Source organism: Umezawaea sp., assembly GCF_036375055.1.
Lineage (GTDB): Bacteria > Actinomycetota > Actinomycetes > Mycobacteriales > Pseudonocardiaceae > Umezawaea.
In genome coordinates this window covers 1-16,446 of sequence record NZ_DASUSQ010000121.1, presented here as the reverse complement: position 1 = coordinate 16,446, position 16,446 = coordinate 1, and the positions used below count along the sequence as shown (strand labels likewise).

General features: G+C 71.1%; 17 protein-coding genes and 1 tRNA gene. 6 read left to right on the top strand and 12 right to left on the bottom strand.

The features are described 5' to 3' along the window. Positions 1 to 269: 269 nt before the first annotated feature. Positions 270 to 341, bottom strand: a tRNA-Asn gene (locus VFZ92_RS30340). Between the two features lie 134 nt (positions 342 to 475). On the opposite strand from VFZ92_RS30340, the gene VFZ92_RS30335 reads away from it, so the two are divergent. Continuing rightward, complete coding sequence (locus VFZ92_RS30335) at positions 476 to 706, top strand: hypothetical protein (protein ID WP_330879497.1); 231 nt, start codon at positions 476 to 478, stop codon at positions 704 to 706. A 53-nt stretch (positions 707 to 759) separates the two neighbouring features. Here VFZ92_RS30335 and VFZ92_RS30330 read toward each other — a convergent pair whose 3' ends face one another. From VFZ92_RS30330 to dnaG, 3 genes are read right to left on the bottom strand one after another with little or no spacing between them, the layout of a single operon-like run. Next, entirely contained in the window at positions 760 to 1,512 is a 753-nt protein-coding gene (locus tag VFZ92_RS30330) for a trans-aconitate 2-methyltransferase (RefSeq protein WP_330879496.1), read from the bottom strand. A gap of 47 nt (positions 1,513 to 1,559) precedes the next feature. Beyond that, positions 1,560 to 2,075, bottom strand: a complete 516-nt coding sequence (locus tag VFZ92_RS30325; RefSeq protein WP_330879495.1) for a hypothetical protein — start codon at positions 2,073 to 2,075, stop codon at positions 1,560 to 1,562. Continuing rightward, positions 2,076 to 3,977 (bottom strand): DNA primase, encoded by a 1,902-nt coding sequence (dnaG, locus tag VFZ92_RS30320; RefSeq protein ID WP_330879494.1) that lies wholly within the window; start codon positions 3,975 to 3,977, stop codon positions 2,076 to 2,078. It lies immediately after the preceding gene. Between the two features lie 33 nt (positions 3,978 to 4,010). On the opposite strand from dnaG, the gene sigJ reads away from it, so the two are divergent. Then, complete coding sequence (gene sigJ / locus VFZ92_RS30315; protein ID WP_330879493.1) at positions 4,011 to 4,940, top strand: RNA polymerase sigma factor SigJ; 930 nt, start codon at positions 4,011 to 4,013, stop codon at positions 4,938 to 4,940. Here the strand turns inward: sigJ and VFZ92_RS30310 are convergent. After that, positions 4,919 to 5,503: a carboxymuconolactone decarboxylase family protein gene (locus VFZ92_RS30310; protein WP_330879492.1), complete on the bottom strand. Its 585-nt coding sequence runs from the start codon at positions 5,501 to 5,503 to the stop codon at positions 4,919 to 4,921. The two genes, sigJ and VFZ92_RS30310, sit on opposite strands and share 22 nt — an antisense overlap. Positions 5,504 to 5,617: 114 nt before the next feature. Here VFZ92_RS30310 and VFZ92_RS30305 point away from each other — a divergent pair, with 114 nt between their 5' ends. After that, positions 5,618 to 5,818, top strand: a complete 201-nt coding sequence (locus tag VFZ92_RS30305; protein ID WP_330879491.1) for a hypothetical protein — start codon at positions 5,618 to 5,620, stop codon at positions 5,816 to 5,818. Here the strand turns inward: VFZ92_RS30305 and VFZ92_RS30300 are convergent. From VFZ92_RS30300 to VFZ92_RS30280, 5 genes are all read right to left on the bottom strand, one after another. Further along, the gene (locus tag VFZ92_RS30300) at positions 5,808 to 5,981 is read right to left on the bottom strand and encodes a DUF397 domain-containing protein (protein ID WP_330879490.1); all 174 of its coding nucleotides are present in this window, start codon (positions 5,979 to 5,981) and stop codon (positions 5,808 to 5,810) included. The two genes, VFZ92_RS30305 and VFZ92_RS30300, sit on opposite strands and share 11 nt — an antisense overlap. After that, positions 5,962 to 6,843 (bottom strand): helix-turn-helix transcriptional regulator, encoded by an 882-nt coding sequence (locus tag VFZ92_RS30295; RefSeq protein WP_330879489.1) that lies wholly within the window; start codon positions 6,841 to 6,843, stop codon positions 5,962 to 5,964. The genes VFZ92_RS30300 and VFZ92_RS30295 overlap by 20 nt, the downstream gene beginning before the upstream one ends. 82 nt (positions 6,844 to 6,925) lie before the next feature. After that, positions 6,926 to 7,978, bottom strand: a complete 1,053-nt coding sequence (locus VFZ92_RS30290; protein ID WP_330879488.1) for a serpin family protein — start codon at positions 7,976 to 7,978, stop codon at positions 6,926 to 6,928. A gap of 49 nt (positions 7,979 to 8,027) precedes the next feature. Next, positions 8,028 to 9,275, bottom strand: coding sequence for a deoxyguanosinetriphosphate triphosphohydrolase (locus VFZ92_RS30285; protein ID WP_330879487.1), 1,248 nt, complete (start codon positions 9,273 to 9,275; stop codon positions 8,028 to 8,030). 21 nt (positions 9,276 to 9,296) lie between these two features. Then, positions 9,297 to 9,914, bottom strand: coding sequence for a YdcF family protein (locus VFZ92_RS30280; RefSeq protein WP_330879498.1), 618 nt, complete (start codon positions 9,912 to 9,914; stop codon positions 9,297 to 9,299). A 127-nt stretch (positions 9,915 to 10,041) separates the two neighbouring features. Here VFZ92_RS30280 and VFZ92_RS30275 point away from each other — a divergent pair, with 127 nt between their 5' ends. Then, the gene (locus tag VFZ92_RS30275) at positions 10,042 to 11,127 is read left to right on the top strand and encodes a peptidase E (protein ID WP_330879486.1); all 1,086 of its coding nucleotides are present in this window, start codon (positions 10,042 to 10,044) and stop codon (positions 11,125 to 11,127) included. A 54-nt stretch (positions 11,128 to 11,181) separates the two neighbouring features. After that, positions 11,182 to 12,078, top strand: coding sequence for a serine hydrolase (locus VFZ92_RS30270; protein WP_330879485.1), 897 nt, complete (start codon positions 11,182 to 11,184; stop codon positions 12,076 to 12,078). 77 nt (positions 12,079 to 12,155) lie between these two features. On the opposite strand, the gene VFZ92_RS30265 is transcribed toward VFZ92_RS30270, so the two are convergent. Next, positions 12,156 to 13,607, bottom strand: a complete 1,452-nt coding sequence (locus tag VFZ92_RS30265; RefSeq protein ID WP_330879484.1) for a DUF1996 domain-containing protein — start codon at positions 13,605 to 13,607, stop codon at positions 12,156 to 12,158. 241 nt (positions 13,608 to 13,848) lie between these two features. On the opposite strand from VFZ92_RS30265, the gene VFZ92_RS30260 reads away from it, so the two are divergent. Next, entirely contained in the window at positions 13,849 to 15,396 is a 1,548-nt protein-coding gene (locus VFZ92_RS30260) for a UDP-N-acetylglucosamine 1-carboxyvinyltransferase (protein ID WP_330879483.1), read from the top strand. A gap of 37 nt (positions 15,397 to 15,433) precedes the next feature. Here the strand turns inward: VFZ92_RS30260 and VFZ92_RS30255 are convergent. Next, positions 15,434 to 16,446, bottom strand: a 1,013-nt coding sequence (locus VFZ92_RS30255) for a glycine--tRNA ligase (RefSeq protein ID WP_330879482.1), incomplete at its 5' end; no start/stop codon positions are given.

Genomic DNA, 16,446 nt, shown 5'->3' with positions numbered 1-16,446 from the left:
ACGCAAAACGGTGTTGACCTTGATGAACCTCGCCGGGCTGCCCGCGAGCGCGGCAGCGGACCAGGCAGGTCACTCGAAGGTGTCGATGACGGAGGACAACTACTTCGCCCGGAAGATCCTCGACACCGGCGCGGCGGACGTGCTGGACGAGGCGTTCGGCCCGCGGGCGACCGGCTGAGGCCGGAAAGTTTGCGCGGGGTTTCCGTGGGGTACTCGCCGATGTGCTCAAGGAACGAAGAAGCCCCAGGCCGTGTGACCTGGGGCTATCGCTCCCCCTACTGGATTCGAACCAGTAACCCTTCGATTAACAGTCGAATGCTCTGCCATTGAGCTAAGGGGGAATGTTCTGTTGTTCCGCCTGGCCTCTTCGGCCTGACAGGTGAGAACTCTAGCGCATCCGGATCGGGGCTCGCACACACCCCCCTCCGATGCGACAAGATGGGTGCGACCAGGCACGACACGAGAGGAGACCTCGATGAAGGGCATCCTGCTGGGCGCCGCTGTCGGCTACGTGCTGGGTGCGCGGGCCGGACGTGGGCGGTACGACCAGATTGTCCGGACCTACCGGCGGCTCGCCGACCACCCCGCCGTGCAGGGCGCGGCCGGGATCGTTCGGGCCAAGGTCGGGGAGAAGACGGGGTTCGGGCAGCGGTCGCACACGAACGGGCAGGCACCCCGGCGCGAGTCGGTGATCCCGCGGGCCTAGGGCCACGCGGGTCCGCCGGAGGCGATCAGGTGTCGCCTTCGGCGGGAAAGCCGTCAGCGCACGCCCGCGACGGCGAAGACGCGGCGGAACGGGAACCAGGTGGTGCCGTCGGGGCGCGGTGGGTACGCCCGGCGGAGCTCGGGCGCCAGCTCGGCGCGGAACGCGGCCCAGGCCTCGTCGTCGAGCCTAGCGCGGACGGGCCGCAGCGCGGTGCCGGTGATCCACTCCAGAACGGCGTCAGGCCCCTCCAAGCGCTGGAGGTAGGTCGTCTCCCACGCGTCCACCTCGCAGGCGCTCAGGACGTCCGCGTAGCCCGCGGGATCGAGTACCGGCACCTGATCGCGGAGCACGTCGCCCAGCTCGGCCCGCCACGAGGACTCGATCCGTTCGCGGACGAGGGCGTGGGACGGGGCCGCGAAGTTGCCGGGCACCTGCATCGCCAGCCAGGCGCCGGACGGCAGCTGCCCGGCCCAGCGGCGGAGCAGGTCCGGGTGGGTGGGGATCCACTGGAGGACGGCGTTGGTGACGACCACGTCGGTGTCGGGGGCCGGGGTCCACGTCGTGGCGTCGACCACCTGGGCGTCCAGCCCCCTGGCGCGGGCCGCCTCGACCATCTCCGGGGACGAGTCGAAGGCCTCCAGGGCGGCACTTGGCCAGCGGGCCCGGAGGGTCTCCGTGAGGGTGCCGGGACCGCAGCCGAGGTCGACCACGCGGCGGGGTTCGGCGGCCGGAACGCGGGCCAGCAGCTCGTGGAACGGCCTGGAGCGGTGGTCGGCGAAGGCCAGGTACTTCGTGGGGTCCCACACGTGCGCCTCCTCAAGCAGTACGGACGTACTGCAACAGTACGCGCGCACTACTCGGAGGGCTTGAGATTCTTGATCTTGGCCGCCACACCCGCGGCGATGTCGCGGACGGCGGCCAGGTCGGCCTCGGGGTCGGGGCGGACCTGGAGCACGACACCACCGCGGCCGGGGACCTTGCGCTGGAGGTACCAGGCGGCACCGATGTGGTGCTTGCTCTTGAACGACGCGGTGACCCTGGTGTGCACGACCTCGGGCACCTTGCCCGGCTCCTCCAGCACGAACCGCTGCGCGGGCAGGTCGCGCAGCAGCACGGCGTCGCCCGCGGCACCGTCCTCCTCCGCCTCGACCACCGCCAGGGTGTTGCCGCTCCACGTGGCCTTGCTGACCAGGTGCCAGCCGACGCGGCGCGGACCGGGCAGCCACAGGCCGAGCGACGTGGCGACCAGGTACCCGCCGCCGCGGACCGACGCGTGGGCCAGCACGGCCTCCTCGCCCTCCAGGACGCCGGTGAAGTCGGCGGGCAGGCCCTGCTTGAACAGTTTGCGCCACAGGTTGTCGAACAACATCTAGAGGCCTCCAACAGCCTGCTGGCCGAGCGCCTTGTGGTACTCCTCCAGCGCCACCAGGTCGCCGAACAGCGCGCGGTACTCGTCCGGGTCCTGCACCGGCGAGATGCGGTGCAGGCGGGACTTGATCTCGGAGATCTGGCCGAACACGAGGATCTGCTGCAACCGGGCGAGCACGGCGGAGACGTGCCGGAACTCGTCGTTCGCCTTGCACTCCAGCGGTTCCACCGCCAGCTCGGTGAGCACGGACCGGCCGGACTCCTCCTGGCACGCCTGGCTGACGGCCTCGACGAACGCGGGCCCGGAGAGGCCGCAGGAGGCGCCGCCCGCGTCGCGGATGGCGTGGTGCAGCGCGAGGTACACCGGGTGGCTGAAGACCTCGTCGGGCAGGGCGTCGTAGTACGGCCCCGCGAGCTCCGGGACCTGGAGCGCGGACTTCAGGGCCTCGCGCTGGTGCCACAGCCTGGGGTCGCGCTTGTCCGGGCGGCGGGCGGTCTCGACGGGCATCGCCGCCCGGTACGGGTCGACCACGGGCGGCGCGGAGCGGCGCTGCTGCTTGGCGGGCGCCGGGCCGCCGCCCGCGGTCTCCCGGACGCGGCGGACGATCGCGGCCTCGTCGTTCCAGCCGACCCACCAGGCGAGCTTGGTGGCGTAGCCGTCGCGCTTGGCGCGGTCCTTGATCTGCGCGACCAGCGGCACGGTCTTGCGCAGCGCCTCGACCTGGCCGTCGACCGAGTCGAGGTCGTACTCCTTGAGCTGCGTGCGGACCGCGAACTCGATCAGCGGGGTGCGCCGGGCGACGAGGTCGCGGACGGCGACGTCGCCCTTGTCCTGCCTCAGTTCGCACGGGTCCATGCCGTCGGGGGCGACGGCGATGTAGGTCTGCGCGGAGAACTGCTGCTCGCCCTCGAACGCCTTCATGGCGGCCTTCTGGCCCGCCGCGTCGCCGTCGAAGGTGAAGATCACCTCGCCGTTCATGTCGTCGTCGATCAGCAGGCGCCGCAACAGGTTCATGTGGTCGGTGCCGAACGCGGTGCCGCACGACGCCACGGCCGTCGGCACGCCCGCGAGGTGCATGGCCATCACGTCGGTGTAGCCCTCGACCACCACGACCTGGTGCCGCCGCGCGATCTCCTTCTTCGCCAGGTCGAGGCCGAAGAGGACGTGGGACTTCTTGTAGATCGGGCTCTCGCTGGTGTTGAGGTACTTCGCCTGGATCGGGTCGTCGTCGAAGATCCGCCGCGCGCCGAAGCCGACGACGTCGCCGCTGATGTCGCGGATCGGCCACAGCAGCCTGCGGTGGAACCGGTCGATCGGACCCTGGCGGCCCTCCTTGACGAGCTGCGCCTTGAGCAGTTCGTCGAGTTCGAAGCCGCGGCCGAGGAGGTGCTTGGTCAGCTTGTCCCAGCCGCTGGGCGCGAAACCGCAGCCGAACATCGCCGCGGCGGCCTCGTCGAAGCCTCGCTCGGCCAGGAACTCCCGCGCCTTCAGCGCGTCCGGCGAGCGGAGCTGTTCGAGGTAGTAGTCGGCGGCGGCGCGGTGCGCCTCGATCATCCGGGTGCGGGTGCCGCGGTCGCGCTGGACGGCGGAGCCGCCGCCCTCGTAGACCAGCGTGACGCCCACGCGGTCCGCCAGGCGCTCGACCGCCTCGATGAAGCCGAGGTGGTCGACCTTCATGACGAACTTGATCACGTCGCCGCCCTCGCCACAGCCGAAGCAGTGGTAGGTGCCGTGCGACGGCCGGACGTTGAACGACGGCGACTTCTCGTCGTGGAACGGGCACAGGCCCTTCAGCGAGCCGCCGCCCGCGTTGCGCAGCGAGACGTGGTCGCCGACGACCTCGTCGATTCGGCTGCGGTCACGCACCAGCGCGATGTCGCTTTCACGGATGCGTCCTGCCACGTCGTCGAGTCTAGTGCTGGCACACTGGTGCTCGTGACCGCTGCCGACCAGTTGCTGGCGAGGACGTTCACCGAGCACCGCGCGCACCTGATCGGCGTGGCGTACCGGTTGACCAGCAGCGTGGCCGACGCCGAGGACGCGGTGCAGGAGTCGTGGTTCCGCCTGACCGGGTTGTCGGAACAGGCCCGCGCCGACATCCGCGACCTGCGCGGCTGGCTGACGACGGTGGTCGGCCGGATCTGCCTGGACCGGCTGCGGTCGGCGGCCGTGCGGCGCGAGTCCTACGTCGGGTCGTGGCTGCCGGAACCCGTGGTGACGTCGCTCACCTCGACCGGTGACGACCCGCTGGACGTCGTGGTGCGCGACGACGACGTGCGGTTGGCGGCTCTGGTGGTGCTCGACCGGCTCACCCCCGAGCAGCGGGTCGCGTTCGTGCTGCACGACGCGTTCGCGATGCCGTTCGACGAGATCGCCGAAGCGCTGGGCTGCGCGGTGCCGACGGCTCGGCAGCACGCGTCACGGGGTCGCAGGGCGCTGGCCGACGCGGACCCGCCGCCGAGGGTCGCGCTGTCCGAGCAGCGGGTGGTGCTGGAGCGGTTCCTCGCGGCGCTGGCGACGGGTGACGTGCGGGCCGTGCTCGACGTGCTGCACCCGGACGCCGTGGTGGTCGGCGACGGCGGCGGCAAGGTCCGCACGGCGGTCAACCGGATCGTGGGCGCGGACAAGGTGGCGCGCTTCCTGCTCGGCCTGGTCGCCAAGTACCGGATCGACCCCGCGCGGGTGGGGGTCGTGGCGCTGGTGAACGGCGACCTCGGGCTGGCCATCCCGGACTCCCCCGGAGAGGGCACCGGGCTGGTGCTCCCCCGCCGGGTGGACGCCCTGGTGGTGCGCGACGGCCTGGTCGTCGGGATCTACGACGTGGCCAACCCGGACAAGATCGGTCACGTGCCGTTCGGGGCCTGACGGTCGGGGACCCGGCAGGCGTCACCGGAGGTGAAGCCCTGGTCGGTGATGCCGAACGCGGCGTTGGCCCGGCCGCGCTGGTTCTCCACCGCGATCAGGTAGGTCAGCTCGACGACGCCCCTGTGCCCCAGCCGCTCCACCAGCTCGGCCACCTGCTCGTCGGTGACCGCGACCGGGGTGTCGGTCATCGCGTCGGCGTACGCGAGGGCCAGCTTCTCCAGCTCGGTGTACTTCGACGACGTGGGGTAGTCGTGGATCTCGACGAGCCGGTCGGTGTCGAGGCCCTCGTGCTTCTGGAGCATCGTGCCGAAGTCGACGCACCACGAGCAGCCCAGCCGCACGGCCGTCCGGTAGAGGACCAGTTCGCCCAGCGCGGGCGGCAGCGCCCGCGACACGCGCTGCACGCCGAGTTCGTGACCGCTGTTCACGAGCAGCACGCCGCGGTGGTGCGCGAGGACCGCCAGCGGCTCCAGCACCGCCCCGAACCGCTTGCGCGAGTACCGGTAGGCGGCCTTGACCAGCCAGTTCGCGTTCTTCTCCTGCACCGCGGGGATCCTGGGCACGTGTCGCTCCTCGCTCGACGGGGTGGCTTCCACCACCTCGGACGAGGCCGCCACGCCGAACGTGACACCACCGGGTGACTGATGAGACCGGTGGGAAAGCCCTACGGTCCAGCCATGACCATGTCGAAGGGCTTCACCCTCGAGCTCGACCCCGAAGCCGCCGGACTCCTGGCGGGCACGCTGCTGGCGGGCGACTCGTGCGCGGTGCAGGTGCGCCACGGGAAGTCCGGAACGCTGCTGCTGTGCGCGCTGCCCGGCGAACGCGGCCAGGGGATGCGGCTGCACCTGAGGATGCCGGACGCGACTACCGGCTGACGCGGCGCAGGAAGGAGCGCCACCGCGCGGCCGGGAACACGAGCACCGGCCCCGGCGCGTTCTTCGAGTCGCGGACGGCGACGTCGTCCGCGAAGGACACCTCGACGCAGTCGCTGTCCGCGATGCCGCCGCTGCGGCTGCTCTTACGCCAGCTCCGGGTCATCGTCGCCCTCCCGAGGCCGGTCGTACTCGGCCATGTACTCCATCATCAGCGTGCGCGACGCCTGCCGCGGGATCGAGAAGACGGCCAGGCGCTCGAAGATGAGCTGGCTGCGGGCGATGGCCTGCGGCTCGGTGGAGAACGACCTGGTCATCTCGGTCTCGGTGTAGACCAGCGGGACCGTGTCGCGGTACTCGATGAGCTTGCACCCGGCGCTGAGCGCGCCCGCGCCGCCGACGGAGGCGGGCACGATCCGGATGACGCAGCGGGGGCTGGTGGCCTGGAAGATCAGCCGCAGCAGCTGGTCCTCCATCACCTGGTCGCAGCCGACCTTCATCCGCAGCGCGTTCTCGTGGATGTAGAACGTGCAGTACGGCCCCGAGTACGGCCGCAGCATCGCCTGGCGGCCGATCCTGGCCCGCACGGCGGGGGTGATCTCGTCCGGCGCGGTGAGCCCGAGCTGGCTGAGCAGCGCCCGCGCGTAGTCCTCGGTCTGGAGCAGGCCGGGGATGGTCGCGAGGTCGAAGCTGGTGATGGCCTCCGCCGCCGCCTCGGCGAGCGTGAGGGCGCGCAGGTTCTCCGGCAGCCGGTCGCAGCCGGGCCGGGACAGGTAGGGCTCGACCGCCGACTGGTGGCGCACGACGAACCCGTCGATCGCCGTCCGCTCCAGACCGCAGTGGACGAGCAGGCGCAGCAGGTCCAGTTCGCCGATGCGCGCCCGCCCGAGTTCCACCTGCGTGAGCGTGGTCGCGTGCCAGCCGAGCCGGTCGGCCAGCAGGGCGCCGTCCAAGCCCGTCAGGCCCCGCAGCCGCCGCAGCTCCTCGCCCAGTTCCCGACTGGACGCCGTGGAGTCCGTGCTCGTCATGCTGTGACGCTAGGCCGTCTGATCAGCCTTTTCGCCCTTTGGGGCCCGAAACCCCACTATCGAAGGACGACTTGATCACCAGTCAGGATGGATCTACGACCTGGGCGAGGAAGTAGACGGCCCCGGTGCGCGCGTGGCGCACCAGGAACAGGTGCGGGCGGTCGACGCGCACGGTGTGCGGCTCGACGTAACCCTCGAACGCGACCGACCGGAACACCACGGCGGTCGCGGCGGCGCCTTCGAGGCCTTCCTCGTCGACCTTCAGCACGGCCTCGTGGACGACCTCGTCGACCAGCACGCGCGGGTCGGGGGTCAGGCCCGTCAGGTCGCCGTCGGGCTCGAACAGCTTCTCCACGCCCAGCCGGGTGAGCACGGACTTGAGGTTCGCGGACGTGCCGAGGGCCAGCCTGGGCAGGAACAGCTCGACCTGCCGGAACTCCAGGGCCGCGACGAGGGCGTCGAACCGGTCGGGGGCCAGCGCGCCGAGGTCGCCGTCCGGGAGCAGGACGACGGCCTCCACGTCGCCGTGCGCGGGCAGCGACACGGCCTGCCAGCCGTCGACGGCGGCGTGCCGCATCTTCGCCTCGCGGCGCATCGTGGGCACCTCGACGGCGCCGCCGGGGGCGTGGAACGGCAGCGGTGCCGTGTCGGAGAACGTGCCCAGCCAGGCCGTCTTCAGGTACAGGGCGTTGACCAGGGTGGCGACCGTGTCGGTGCCGAGCTGACCCGCGCCGATCAGCTCCGGGATGAGGTCGTGGGTCGTCTCGGCCACGTCCGCGTTGATCAGCTTGCGGGCGGCCTCGGGGTCCGTGGCGAACGGCGCCTGCCTGGACTTGGCCCCCGGCCACGTCGCCAGGCCCTTGGTGAAGCCGGGCTCGACCTCCACGTCCTCCGCGGCCCACAGGGTGTTGGCCACGGCGAAGACCGCCTCGTCGTTCGGCGTGCTCCCCGCGAGCAGGTCGGCGTTGCCCGGCCCCAGCAGCGCGAGGAGCTGGTCGCGGGTCTCGCCCCTGGCCGCCAGGGAGGCCAGGCCGAGCGCGCCTGCCACGGAGTAGGGCGACCAGCAGGCGTTCGCCGTCCGGTCGGCGGCGAGGACGTCGTGCAGGGCCAGGGCGAACGCGAGGTGCTCGGACACGGGACTCCTCAAGGCAGGGGACCCGGTCGAGTCTGCCACCGCGGGGGCCTCAACGCCCCGGTACGAGCTTCCCGTGCCACGACACGGCTTCCGCGTCGGTCAGCAGCGCCACCTGGTCGACCACCACGCGCAGGCGGGCGGCGTCGTCGGACGCGGCGTCCCACGCGGGCACGAAGGCGGGGTCCAGCGCGTCCGGGGCGCGGTCGAGCAGGACGCCGACCAGCTCGGTGACCAGCTCGCGCTGCCGGACCTGCATGGTGAGCCGCACGGGGTCCGACATCACGTACCGGACGGCCACCGCCTTGAGCAGCGCGACCTCCGCGGCGACGAGCCGGGGCACGGCCAGGTCGGCGGTGTAGCGGGTGAGCGGGCCGTCGCCGTGCCGCTCGCGGGTCGCCGTGACCGCGGCCGAGGCGAACCGGCCGACGAGTTCGCTGGTCAGGCGCTTCAGCGCCACCTGCGCGCCCAGCGACCCGTCGTACTCGGCGCGCGCCAGCTCGGCGATGACCGGCAGCCGGAGGAGTTCGCGGGCGGCCTCCTCCAGCTGCGACACCGGCTCGGTGGAGAAGTGCTTCGCGGCCAGCTCGGCGACGGCCGCGCGCTCGGAGGGGTCGGTCAGCGCGGTCATGCTGATGCGGTGGGCGAGCACGCCGTCCTCGACGTCGTGCACCGAGTAGGCGACGTCGTCGGCCCAGTCCATGACCTGGGTCTCCATCGGCTGACGGCGGTCCGGGGCGCCGTCGCGGACCCACTCGAACACGTCGAGGTCGTCGGGGTAGACGCCGAACTTGTGCACGCCCGGCGTGTGCGGCCACGGGTACTTGGTGGAGGCGTCCAGGCAGGCGCGGGTGAGGTTGAGCCCGCGGGCCGTCTTGGGTTCCAGCCGGGTCAGGATGCGCAGCGTCTGGGCGTTGCCCTCGAAGCCGCCGCACGGGCCCGCGAGGGCGTGCAGGGCCCGCTCCCCGTTGTGGCCGAACGGCGGGTGGCCGATGTCGTGGGCGAGACCGGCGGTGTCGACGACGTCCGGGTCGCAGCCCAGCGCCTCGCCGATGCCGCGGCCGATCTGGGCGACCTCCAGCGAGTGCGTCAGGCGCGTGCGCGGCACGCCGGAGCCCTCCCCCGGCCCGACGACCTGGGTCTTGCCCGCGAGGCGGCGCAGCGCGGCCGAGTGCAGGACGCGGGCGCGGTCCCTCGCGTACGGGGTGCGGTGCTCGCCGAACCCACCCGTCAGCGACGCGCCCTTCGGCCCCTCCTCCAGCAGCCTGGCGGCGTCGTGCTCGGTGTAGCGCTGGCTCATCCGGTCAGGGTAGCCACGGGCTCAGAGGGTGATGCCGTCGAACGCGCCCGCCGGGGCCCTCATCAGGTGGTAGTACAGCAGCGCGGCGGTCTCGCGGCGGATGTAGAACACCTGCGTCTCCCTGGTCTGCACGTTCGGGCCGCTGCGCGTGGGCGACGGCCAGGCGTCCAGGCCCTCGTCCTCGGCCATCGTGCGGGCGCGCAGGGAGTGCCACGGGTCGCTGACGATGACGGCGGTCTCGAGGCCGCGTTCACGGGCGGCGACGCCGAGCGCCTGGATGCTGCCCAGCGTGTCGTTGCCCTCGCCGACCTCGACGATCCGGTCCTCGGGCACCTCGTGGTCGACCAGCCAGAGCTTGCCCGCCTGGCCCTCGGTGAAGTTGTCCCCGGTCTGGCGACCGCCGGTGGTGACGATGTACTCGACGACGCCCTGCTCGTAGAGCTTGCGGGCGTGCTCCAGGCGGGCCTCCAGCACCTCGGAGGGGACGCCGTTGTACTGGGCGGCTCCGAGGACGACGGCCATGTCCGCGTGCGTGCGGTCGTCGTCCCTGGCCACCTGCCAGACCCGGAAGGCGGTACCGCCCACGACGAGTGCGCTGATCACCAGTCCCCCGAGGACCGTGCGCAGCACCAACCGCATGATTCTGGCCAGAGGAGTGAGGGACACGCCCTCATAGTTGCAGAATCAGGGCCTGCCGTGTTCCCCGGCCAGCCGCACGGCCTCCGCCCTCGTGCGCGCCCCCCGTCTCGCCGGTGGCGGACGACCGGTGGTCGCGCACCGCGCCGTCGGACGGGTGCGGGGTCCCGGCCAGGTCGGACACCTGCCGGGCATCCGCGCGTCGGGCAGCGCCACGCCACGGAGAACCACCAGCCCGGACGAGCCGAGGCCGATCCCGGAGACCACCGCCGGACCGACCGCGGTGAGGGCGGGGCTCGCCGCCGACCGCGTCCGGACGGGCTTGTCCACCCGGACCGGGTACGGCAGCCCGGAGAGCACCACCGCGGTGCGGAGCGCGGCTGTTCGCGCCGCGCCGCGACCGCGGCTCCGCGCGGGCGTCCGGGGAGGGGTCGGGGGTCACGACCTCGGCGCGACGGGTGTCGTGGCCGGCAGGATCGCCGCCATGCCCGCACCTGAACCCACCATCCTGGCCACGTCCGGCGGTTACCGCGCCGGCCACCGCACCGACATGGAGTTCGGCAAGCTGCTGCACTTCGCCGTCGAGCTGTCCGGCGTGGACGGACGGCGACCGTCCGTCTGCCACGTCGGCACCGCGAACGGCGACCAGCGCGCGGGCAACGCCCGCATCTCCGAGGCCGGGCGGCTCGTCGGCTGGGACGTCTCGCACCTGAACCTGTTCACCATGCCGCCGACCGACGACCTGCGGAGCTTCGTGCTCTCCCACGACGTGGTGTGGGTGGGCGGCGGCTCGGTGGCGAACCTGCTCGCCGTGTGGCGGGTGCACGGGCTAGGCGACGTGCTGCGCGAGGCGTGGCAGGCGGGGGTCGTGCTCAGCGGTGTGTCCGCCGGGTCCATCTGCTGGCACGTCGGCGGCACCACCGACTCGTTCGGGCCGGAGCTGAGGGTCGTCACCAACGGGCTCGCGCTGCTCCCCTACGGCAACGGCGTGCACTACGACTCCGAGAAGACCCGCCGCCCCGCCGTGCACGCCGCCGTGGCGTCCGGCGAGCTGCCGGTCACGTACTGCACCGACGACGGCGCCGGATTGCTCTACCGGGGTACCGAACTGGTCCAAGTGGTGTCCGAAATCTCCCACGGTGGCGGTTACGTAGTGCAACGAGATGAGTCTTCAGGAACCGCACAGGAGGAAAAGCTCGACATCAGGCGGTTGTAGAGCGTTCAGTTAATGACTGTGGGTGAGCGTGCGCGACGGATCGGACTCCTCGGGGTGATCGCCTTGATGATGGCGATCACCTCCTCCGCGTTCCTCGCGCACGACACCGGCCCGCCCGGCGCCGACGCCCCCGAGGCCGCGGCGGACGCCAGGGCCTACGCGGCCCCGCCCGCGGCCGGGAGCACGCCCCCGCCAGCCTCGTCGGAGCCTCCCGCGGCCCGCGTCGACTTCGGCGCCGGACTGGCGGCCGCGGAGGCGGCGGCGGGCGACTCGGTGGACCTCGGCGTCGCGGTCATGGACCTGCGGACCGGCGACCTGTTCGGCAGCGGTGGCGAGAAGCAGTACTACTCCGCGTCCCTGAGCAAGCTGCTGCTCGTCGTCGACGTGCTCGCCCGCCGCGCGGCGGGGGAACTGGAGCTGTCCGACGACGGCCTCGGCCTGGTCGAGCGGGCGCTGAGCTACAGCGACGACGGCGCGATGGACGCGATGTGGACCCTGTTCGACGGGATGGGCGCGGTGGAGCGGGTCGCCCAGCGCGCGGGCATGACCGGCACGCACCCGCCGGACGACCCGTCGCAGTGGGGCGAGGTCGTCGTGACGGCGGACGACATGGTGCGGCTCTACCACCACGTCCTGGGCGGCGGGCTGGGCGCGGCGGACCGCGACCTGGTCGTGGACGCGCTGGCCGCGGCCCGGCAGGAGGCGGCCGACGGGTTCGACCAGTTCTTCGGGCTGCTCGACGGCGCGGCGCGCGGCGACCGCACCGCGTACGCCAAGCAGGGCTGGATGCACTACCTGCCGAACGACGTCTACCTGCACAGCGCGGGCGTCGTGGAGGGCCGGTACGCCATCGCCGTGCTGACCGTCCACTCGGGAGTGTCCACGGACACCGCGCGGAGCAGGGTCGCCGACGTCGTCAGCGCCGTCCTCACCCCGCTGCCCACCACCTAGGGAACCGCTCCGGGACAGGAGGAAGGCCACCCCGCCGCCGAGGTGGCCTTCTCCTACCGCGTACTGCTACGCGGGAGCTACTCCTTGCAGGTCTTGCCCTTGTTGATGCAGTTGACCAGGCGGTTCATGATCTTCTGCGACATCACGTTCGCGAAGTCGTCGTGGTCGCTGACCGGGTTGTGGTCCTCGTTCGGGAACGAGTCGACCTTGTACTGGCCCTTCACCTGGATGTCCCTCGGGATGTCGTAGGTGAGGGTGGTGCGCAGCTGCGGCACGGCCTTGAAGCCCTGCGGGCACTTGCCGGTCGCCGCGTCCGGGAACACGATGTGCGTGCGGTGGTTCGCGGAGTCGGTGTTCTTGCCGTCCCAGCAGCTCGGGAAGTCGTGGATCCGCTTGACCTTCGCACCCTCGGGGCAGATCGGGTACTTGGCGAGCTGGACCTTGTCCTCGAAGCCCTCGCAGGTCCAGGAGTCGCGGGCGTTCTTGGTGCCGTTGACGGAGATCTTCGCGTCGCCGTAGAGGATCTTGAGGAACTTGGGCATCGCGGTGACCTTGCCGACCGGGCTGCCGCGGAAGGTCAGCTCGGCGCTCAGCGGGCGCTGGATCTCGCCGTCGTTGCCGGGGAGCTCGTTGTTCTCGTCGGGCTCGTCACCGGGGTTGGCCTCCACCGGCGGCTTGTCGCCGTTCTCGGAACCGTCACCGATGGGCGAGGGCTGGCCGGGGGCCTGCACCGAGCAGCGCGAGAGGGCACCGAAGTCGATCGGCTGGCGGCCGTCGCGGCCGAGCGCGATGGTCATCCGGTCGAGGATGGCCTTCCGCTTCTCCAGCAACGGGTTCACGACCTCGGCGTCGACCTGGCGCGCGGTCTCGAGCTTCTTCTCGGCCTCCTCGGTGACCTGGTCGACCTCTCCGAGGGCCTGGTCCACCTGGGGCTGGAGCTCGTCCGGCACCTCGTCGAGCTTGCTGGCGACGTCGGGGCAGACCAGGCGCGGCTTGCCCTTCTTCCTGGCGTTGGCGTCGGCGGCGGCCTGCTGCTCCTGCTCCTGCTGGGCGGCGACGTCGACCTCGTTCTCCTCCTCCTCGTCCGCGGTGTCGATGCGGATGACGGGCCAGAAGTAGGTCGACTTGTCACCGTTCTTGCAGGTGGTGCCCGCCGCCTGGAGGCTCTCGTTGGTCGAGTTCGCGTTCGTCGACAGGTTGCCGACGTAGTCGTGGAGGTGCTCGGCACCGTTCTCGACACCGGGCGCGGCGATGAAGTTGTCGCCGTTGAAGTGCTCGTTCTCGTTCACGCCGCAGTCGACCGTGAAGGTGCCCTTCGACGCGTTGCCCTGCTTCTTCACGGGCTTCACGTTGGGCTGGACCGTCGTGATGTCGACGAAGTTGGAGATGTCGGCGCCGTCGGCGGAAGCCTGGTCGCCACTGGTGGCCGACACCACGACCACGGCCCCAGCCGCGATTGCCACGGCAGCGCCGAGCGAGGCGATCTTGGTTCTGCGGGAGATTTGGTGCCGCCCACCGGTCCGGGTCATTCGATGCTCACCTCTGTCGTCGGGGTGCTTCCGAAGCGGCGTGTGAGGCCGACTCACTGGGGCATACGCACGGTTGACGTGACGCCCCTCAACCGTGCCCGCCTCGTTACCAATCCGTTACATCAACACCACTGGTAGCAGAGGTCTGAAATATCACCCAACGCATACCGCAGGCTGAATCAGTCCCATGGGAGACCCCCGCCAGTCACGGCGACACCACCTGTGAGATATCTTCGCCCCCATGCCCAGTGATCTTCAGGAACCCCAGGAGCAACTGCGCCGGATCGGCGGACTCGTCCGCGACTCGCGCAAGCACCGCGGTTGGACCCAGTCGCAACTCGCCGACGCGCTCGGCACCAGCCAGAGCGCGATCAACAGGATCGAGCAGGGCAACCAGAACCTGACCGTCGAGATGCTCACCAGGATCAGCGAGGCGCTCGACTCGGAGATCGTGTCGCTGGGGCGCACGGGCCCCGTGCACCTGCGCGTCGAGGGCGGCCACCAGCTCTCCGGCGAGATCAACGTGAAGACGAGCAAGAACGCGGGCGTGGCGCTGCTGTGCGCGTCGCTGCTCAACGAGGGCCGCACGATCCTGCGCAAGGTCGCCAGGATCGAGGAGGTCAACCGGATCCTGGAGGTGCTCGCCAGCATCGGCGTGAAGACCCGCTGGCTGAACGAGGCCAACGACCTGGAGGTCGTCCCGCCCGCCCGCCTCGACCTGGCCAACATGGACGTCGAGGCGGCGCGGCGCACCCGCAGCATCATCATGTTCCTCGGTCCGCTGATGCACCACGAGACCACGTTCGAACTGCCCTACGCGGGCGGCTGCGCGCTGGGCACCCGCACGGTCGAGCCGCACATGACCGCGTTGCGCCCCTTCGGCCTGGAGGTCAAGGCGACCGCGGGCAGCTACCACGCGGAGGTCGGCGACACCGGCGGCCCGCACCGGCCGATCGTGCTGACCGAACGCGGCGACACCGTCACCGAGAACGCCCTCATGGCCGCCGCGCGCCGCGACGGCGTGACGGTGATCCGCAACGCCAGCCCCAACTACATGGTCCAGGACCTGTGCTTCTTCCTGGTGGAGCTGGGGGTGCGGATCGACGGCATCGGCACGACCACGCTGACCGTGCACGGCGTGCCGAAGCTGCGGCGCGACGTCGACTACTCGCCGTCGGAGGACCCGATCGAGGCCATGAGCCTCGTGACGGCCGCGATCGTGACGTCGTCGGAGATCACCGTCCGCCGCGTGCCGATCGAGTTCATGGAGATCGAACTGGCGCTGCTGGAGGAGATGGGCCTGGTCTACGACCGGGGCGAGGAGTACCCGGCGGCCAACGGGCGGACGCGGCTCGTCGACCTGGTGGTGCGGCCGTCCGTCCTGCACGCGCCGGTCGACAAGATCCACCCGATGCCGTTCCCCGGCCTGAACATCGACAACCTGCCGTTCTTCGCGCTCATCGCGGCCGTCGCGCAGGGGTCGACGCTGATCCACGACTGGGTCTACGAGAACCGGGCGCTGTACTTCACCGAGCTGACGAAGCTGGGCGCGAAGGTGACGCTGATGGACCCGCACCGCGTGTACGTGGAGGGGCCGACGCACTGGTCGGGGGCCGAGGTGATCTGCCCGCCCGCGCTGCGGCCCGCCGTCGTGGTGCTGCTGGCGATGCTGGCCGCCAAGGGGAACTCGGTGCTGCGCAACGTCTACGTGATCAACCGGGGCTACGAGCAGCTCGCCGAGCGGCTGAACCTGCTCGGCGCGCGCATCCACTCGTTCCGGGACAACTGACCGGTGGGGGCGGTGCTCTCCGCACCGCCCCCGTCCGTCAGCAGCCGACGAGCCGCGCGGCCAGGTAGCCCTCCAGCTGGTCTATGGCGACGCGCTCCTGCGACATCGTGTCCCGCTCCCGCACCGTGACGGCGTGGTCGGTCAGGGTGTCGAAGTCGACGGTCACGCAGAACGGCGTGCCGATCTCGTCCTGCCGCCGGTAGCGGCGGCCGATCGCGCCCGCGTCGTCGAAGTCCACGTTCCAGTTGCGCCGCAACGCCGACGCGAGGTCGCGCGCCTTCGGCGAGAGGTCCGCGTTGCGCGACAGCGGGAGCACCGCCGCCTTCACCGGCGCGAGCCTCCGGTCGAGCTTCAGCACGACCCTGCGGTCCACACCGCCCTTGGCGTTGGGGGCCTCGTCCTCGTGGTAGGCCTCCAGCAGGAACGCCATCATCGGACGGCCGACGCCCGCCGCGGGCTCGATCACGAACGGCCGGTAGCGCGAGTTCGTGGCCTGGTCGAAGTAGGACAGGTCCACACCGGAGTGGTTGGAGTGGGTGGTGAGGTCGAAGTCGCCGCGGTTCGCGATGCCCTCCAGCTCACCCCACTCCTGGCCGCCGAACCGGAAGCGGTACTCGATGTCCACCGTCCGCTTCGAGTAGTGCGACAGCTTCTCCTTCGGGTGCTCGTAGTGCCGCAGGTTCTCCTTGGACAGCCCCAGGTCCGTGTACCAGCGCGCGCGCTCGTCGATCCAGTACTGGTGCCACTCCTCGTCCGTGCCGGGCTCGACGAAGAACTCCATCTCCATCTGCTCGAACTCGCGGGTGCGGAAGATGAAGTTGCCGGGCGTGATCTCGTTGCGGAACGACTTTCCGGTCTGGGCGATGCCGAACGGCGGCTTCTTGCGGGCCGAGGTCATCACGTTGGCGAAGTTGACGAAGATGCCCTGCGCGGTCTCCGGGCGCAGGTAGTGCAGGCCGTCGGCGCTCTCGGTCGGCCCGAGGTAGGTCTTCATCAGGCCGTTGAACATCTTCGGCTCGGTGAAGGTGCCCTTGTTGCCGCAGTTCGGGC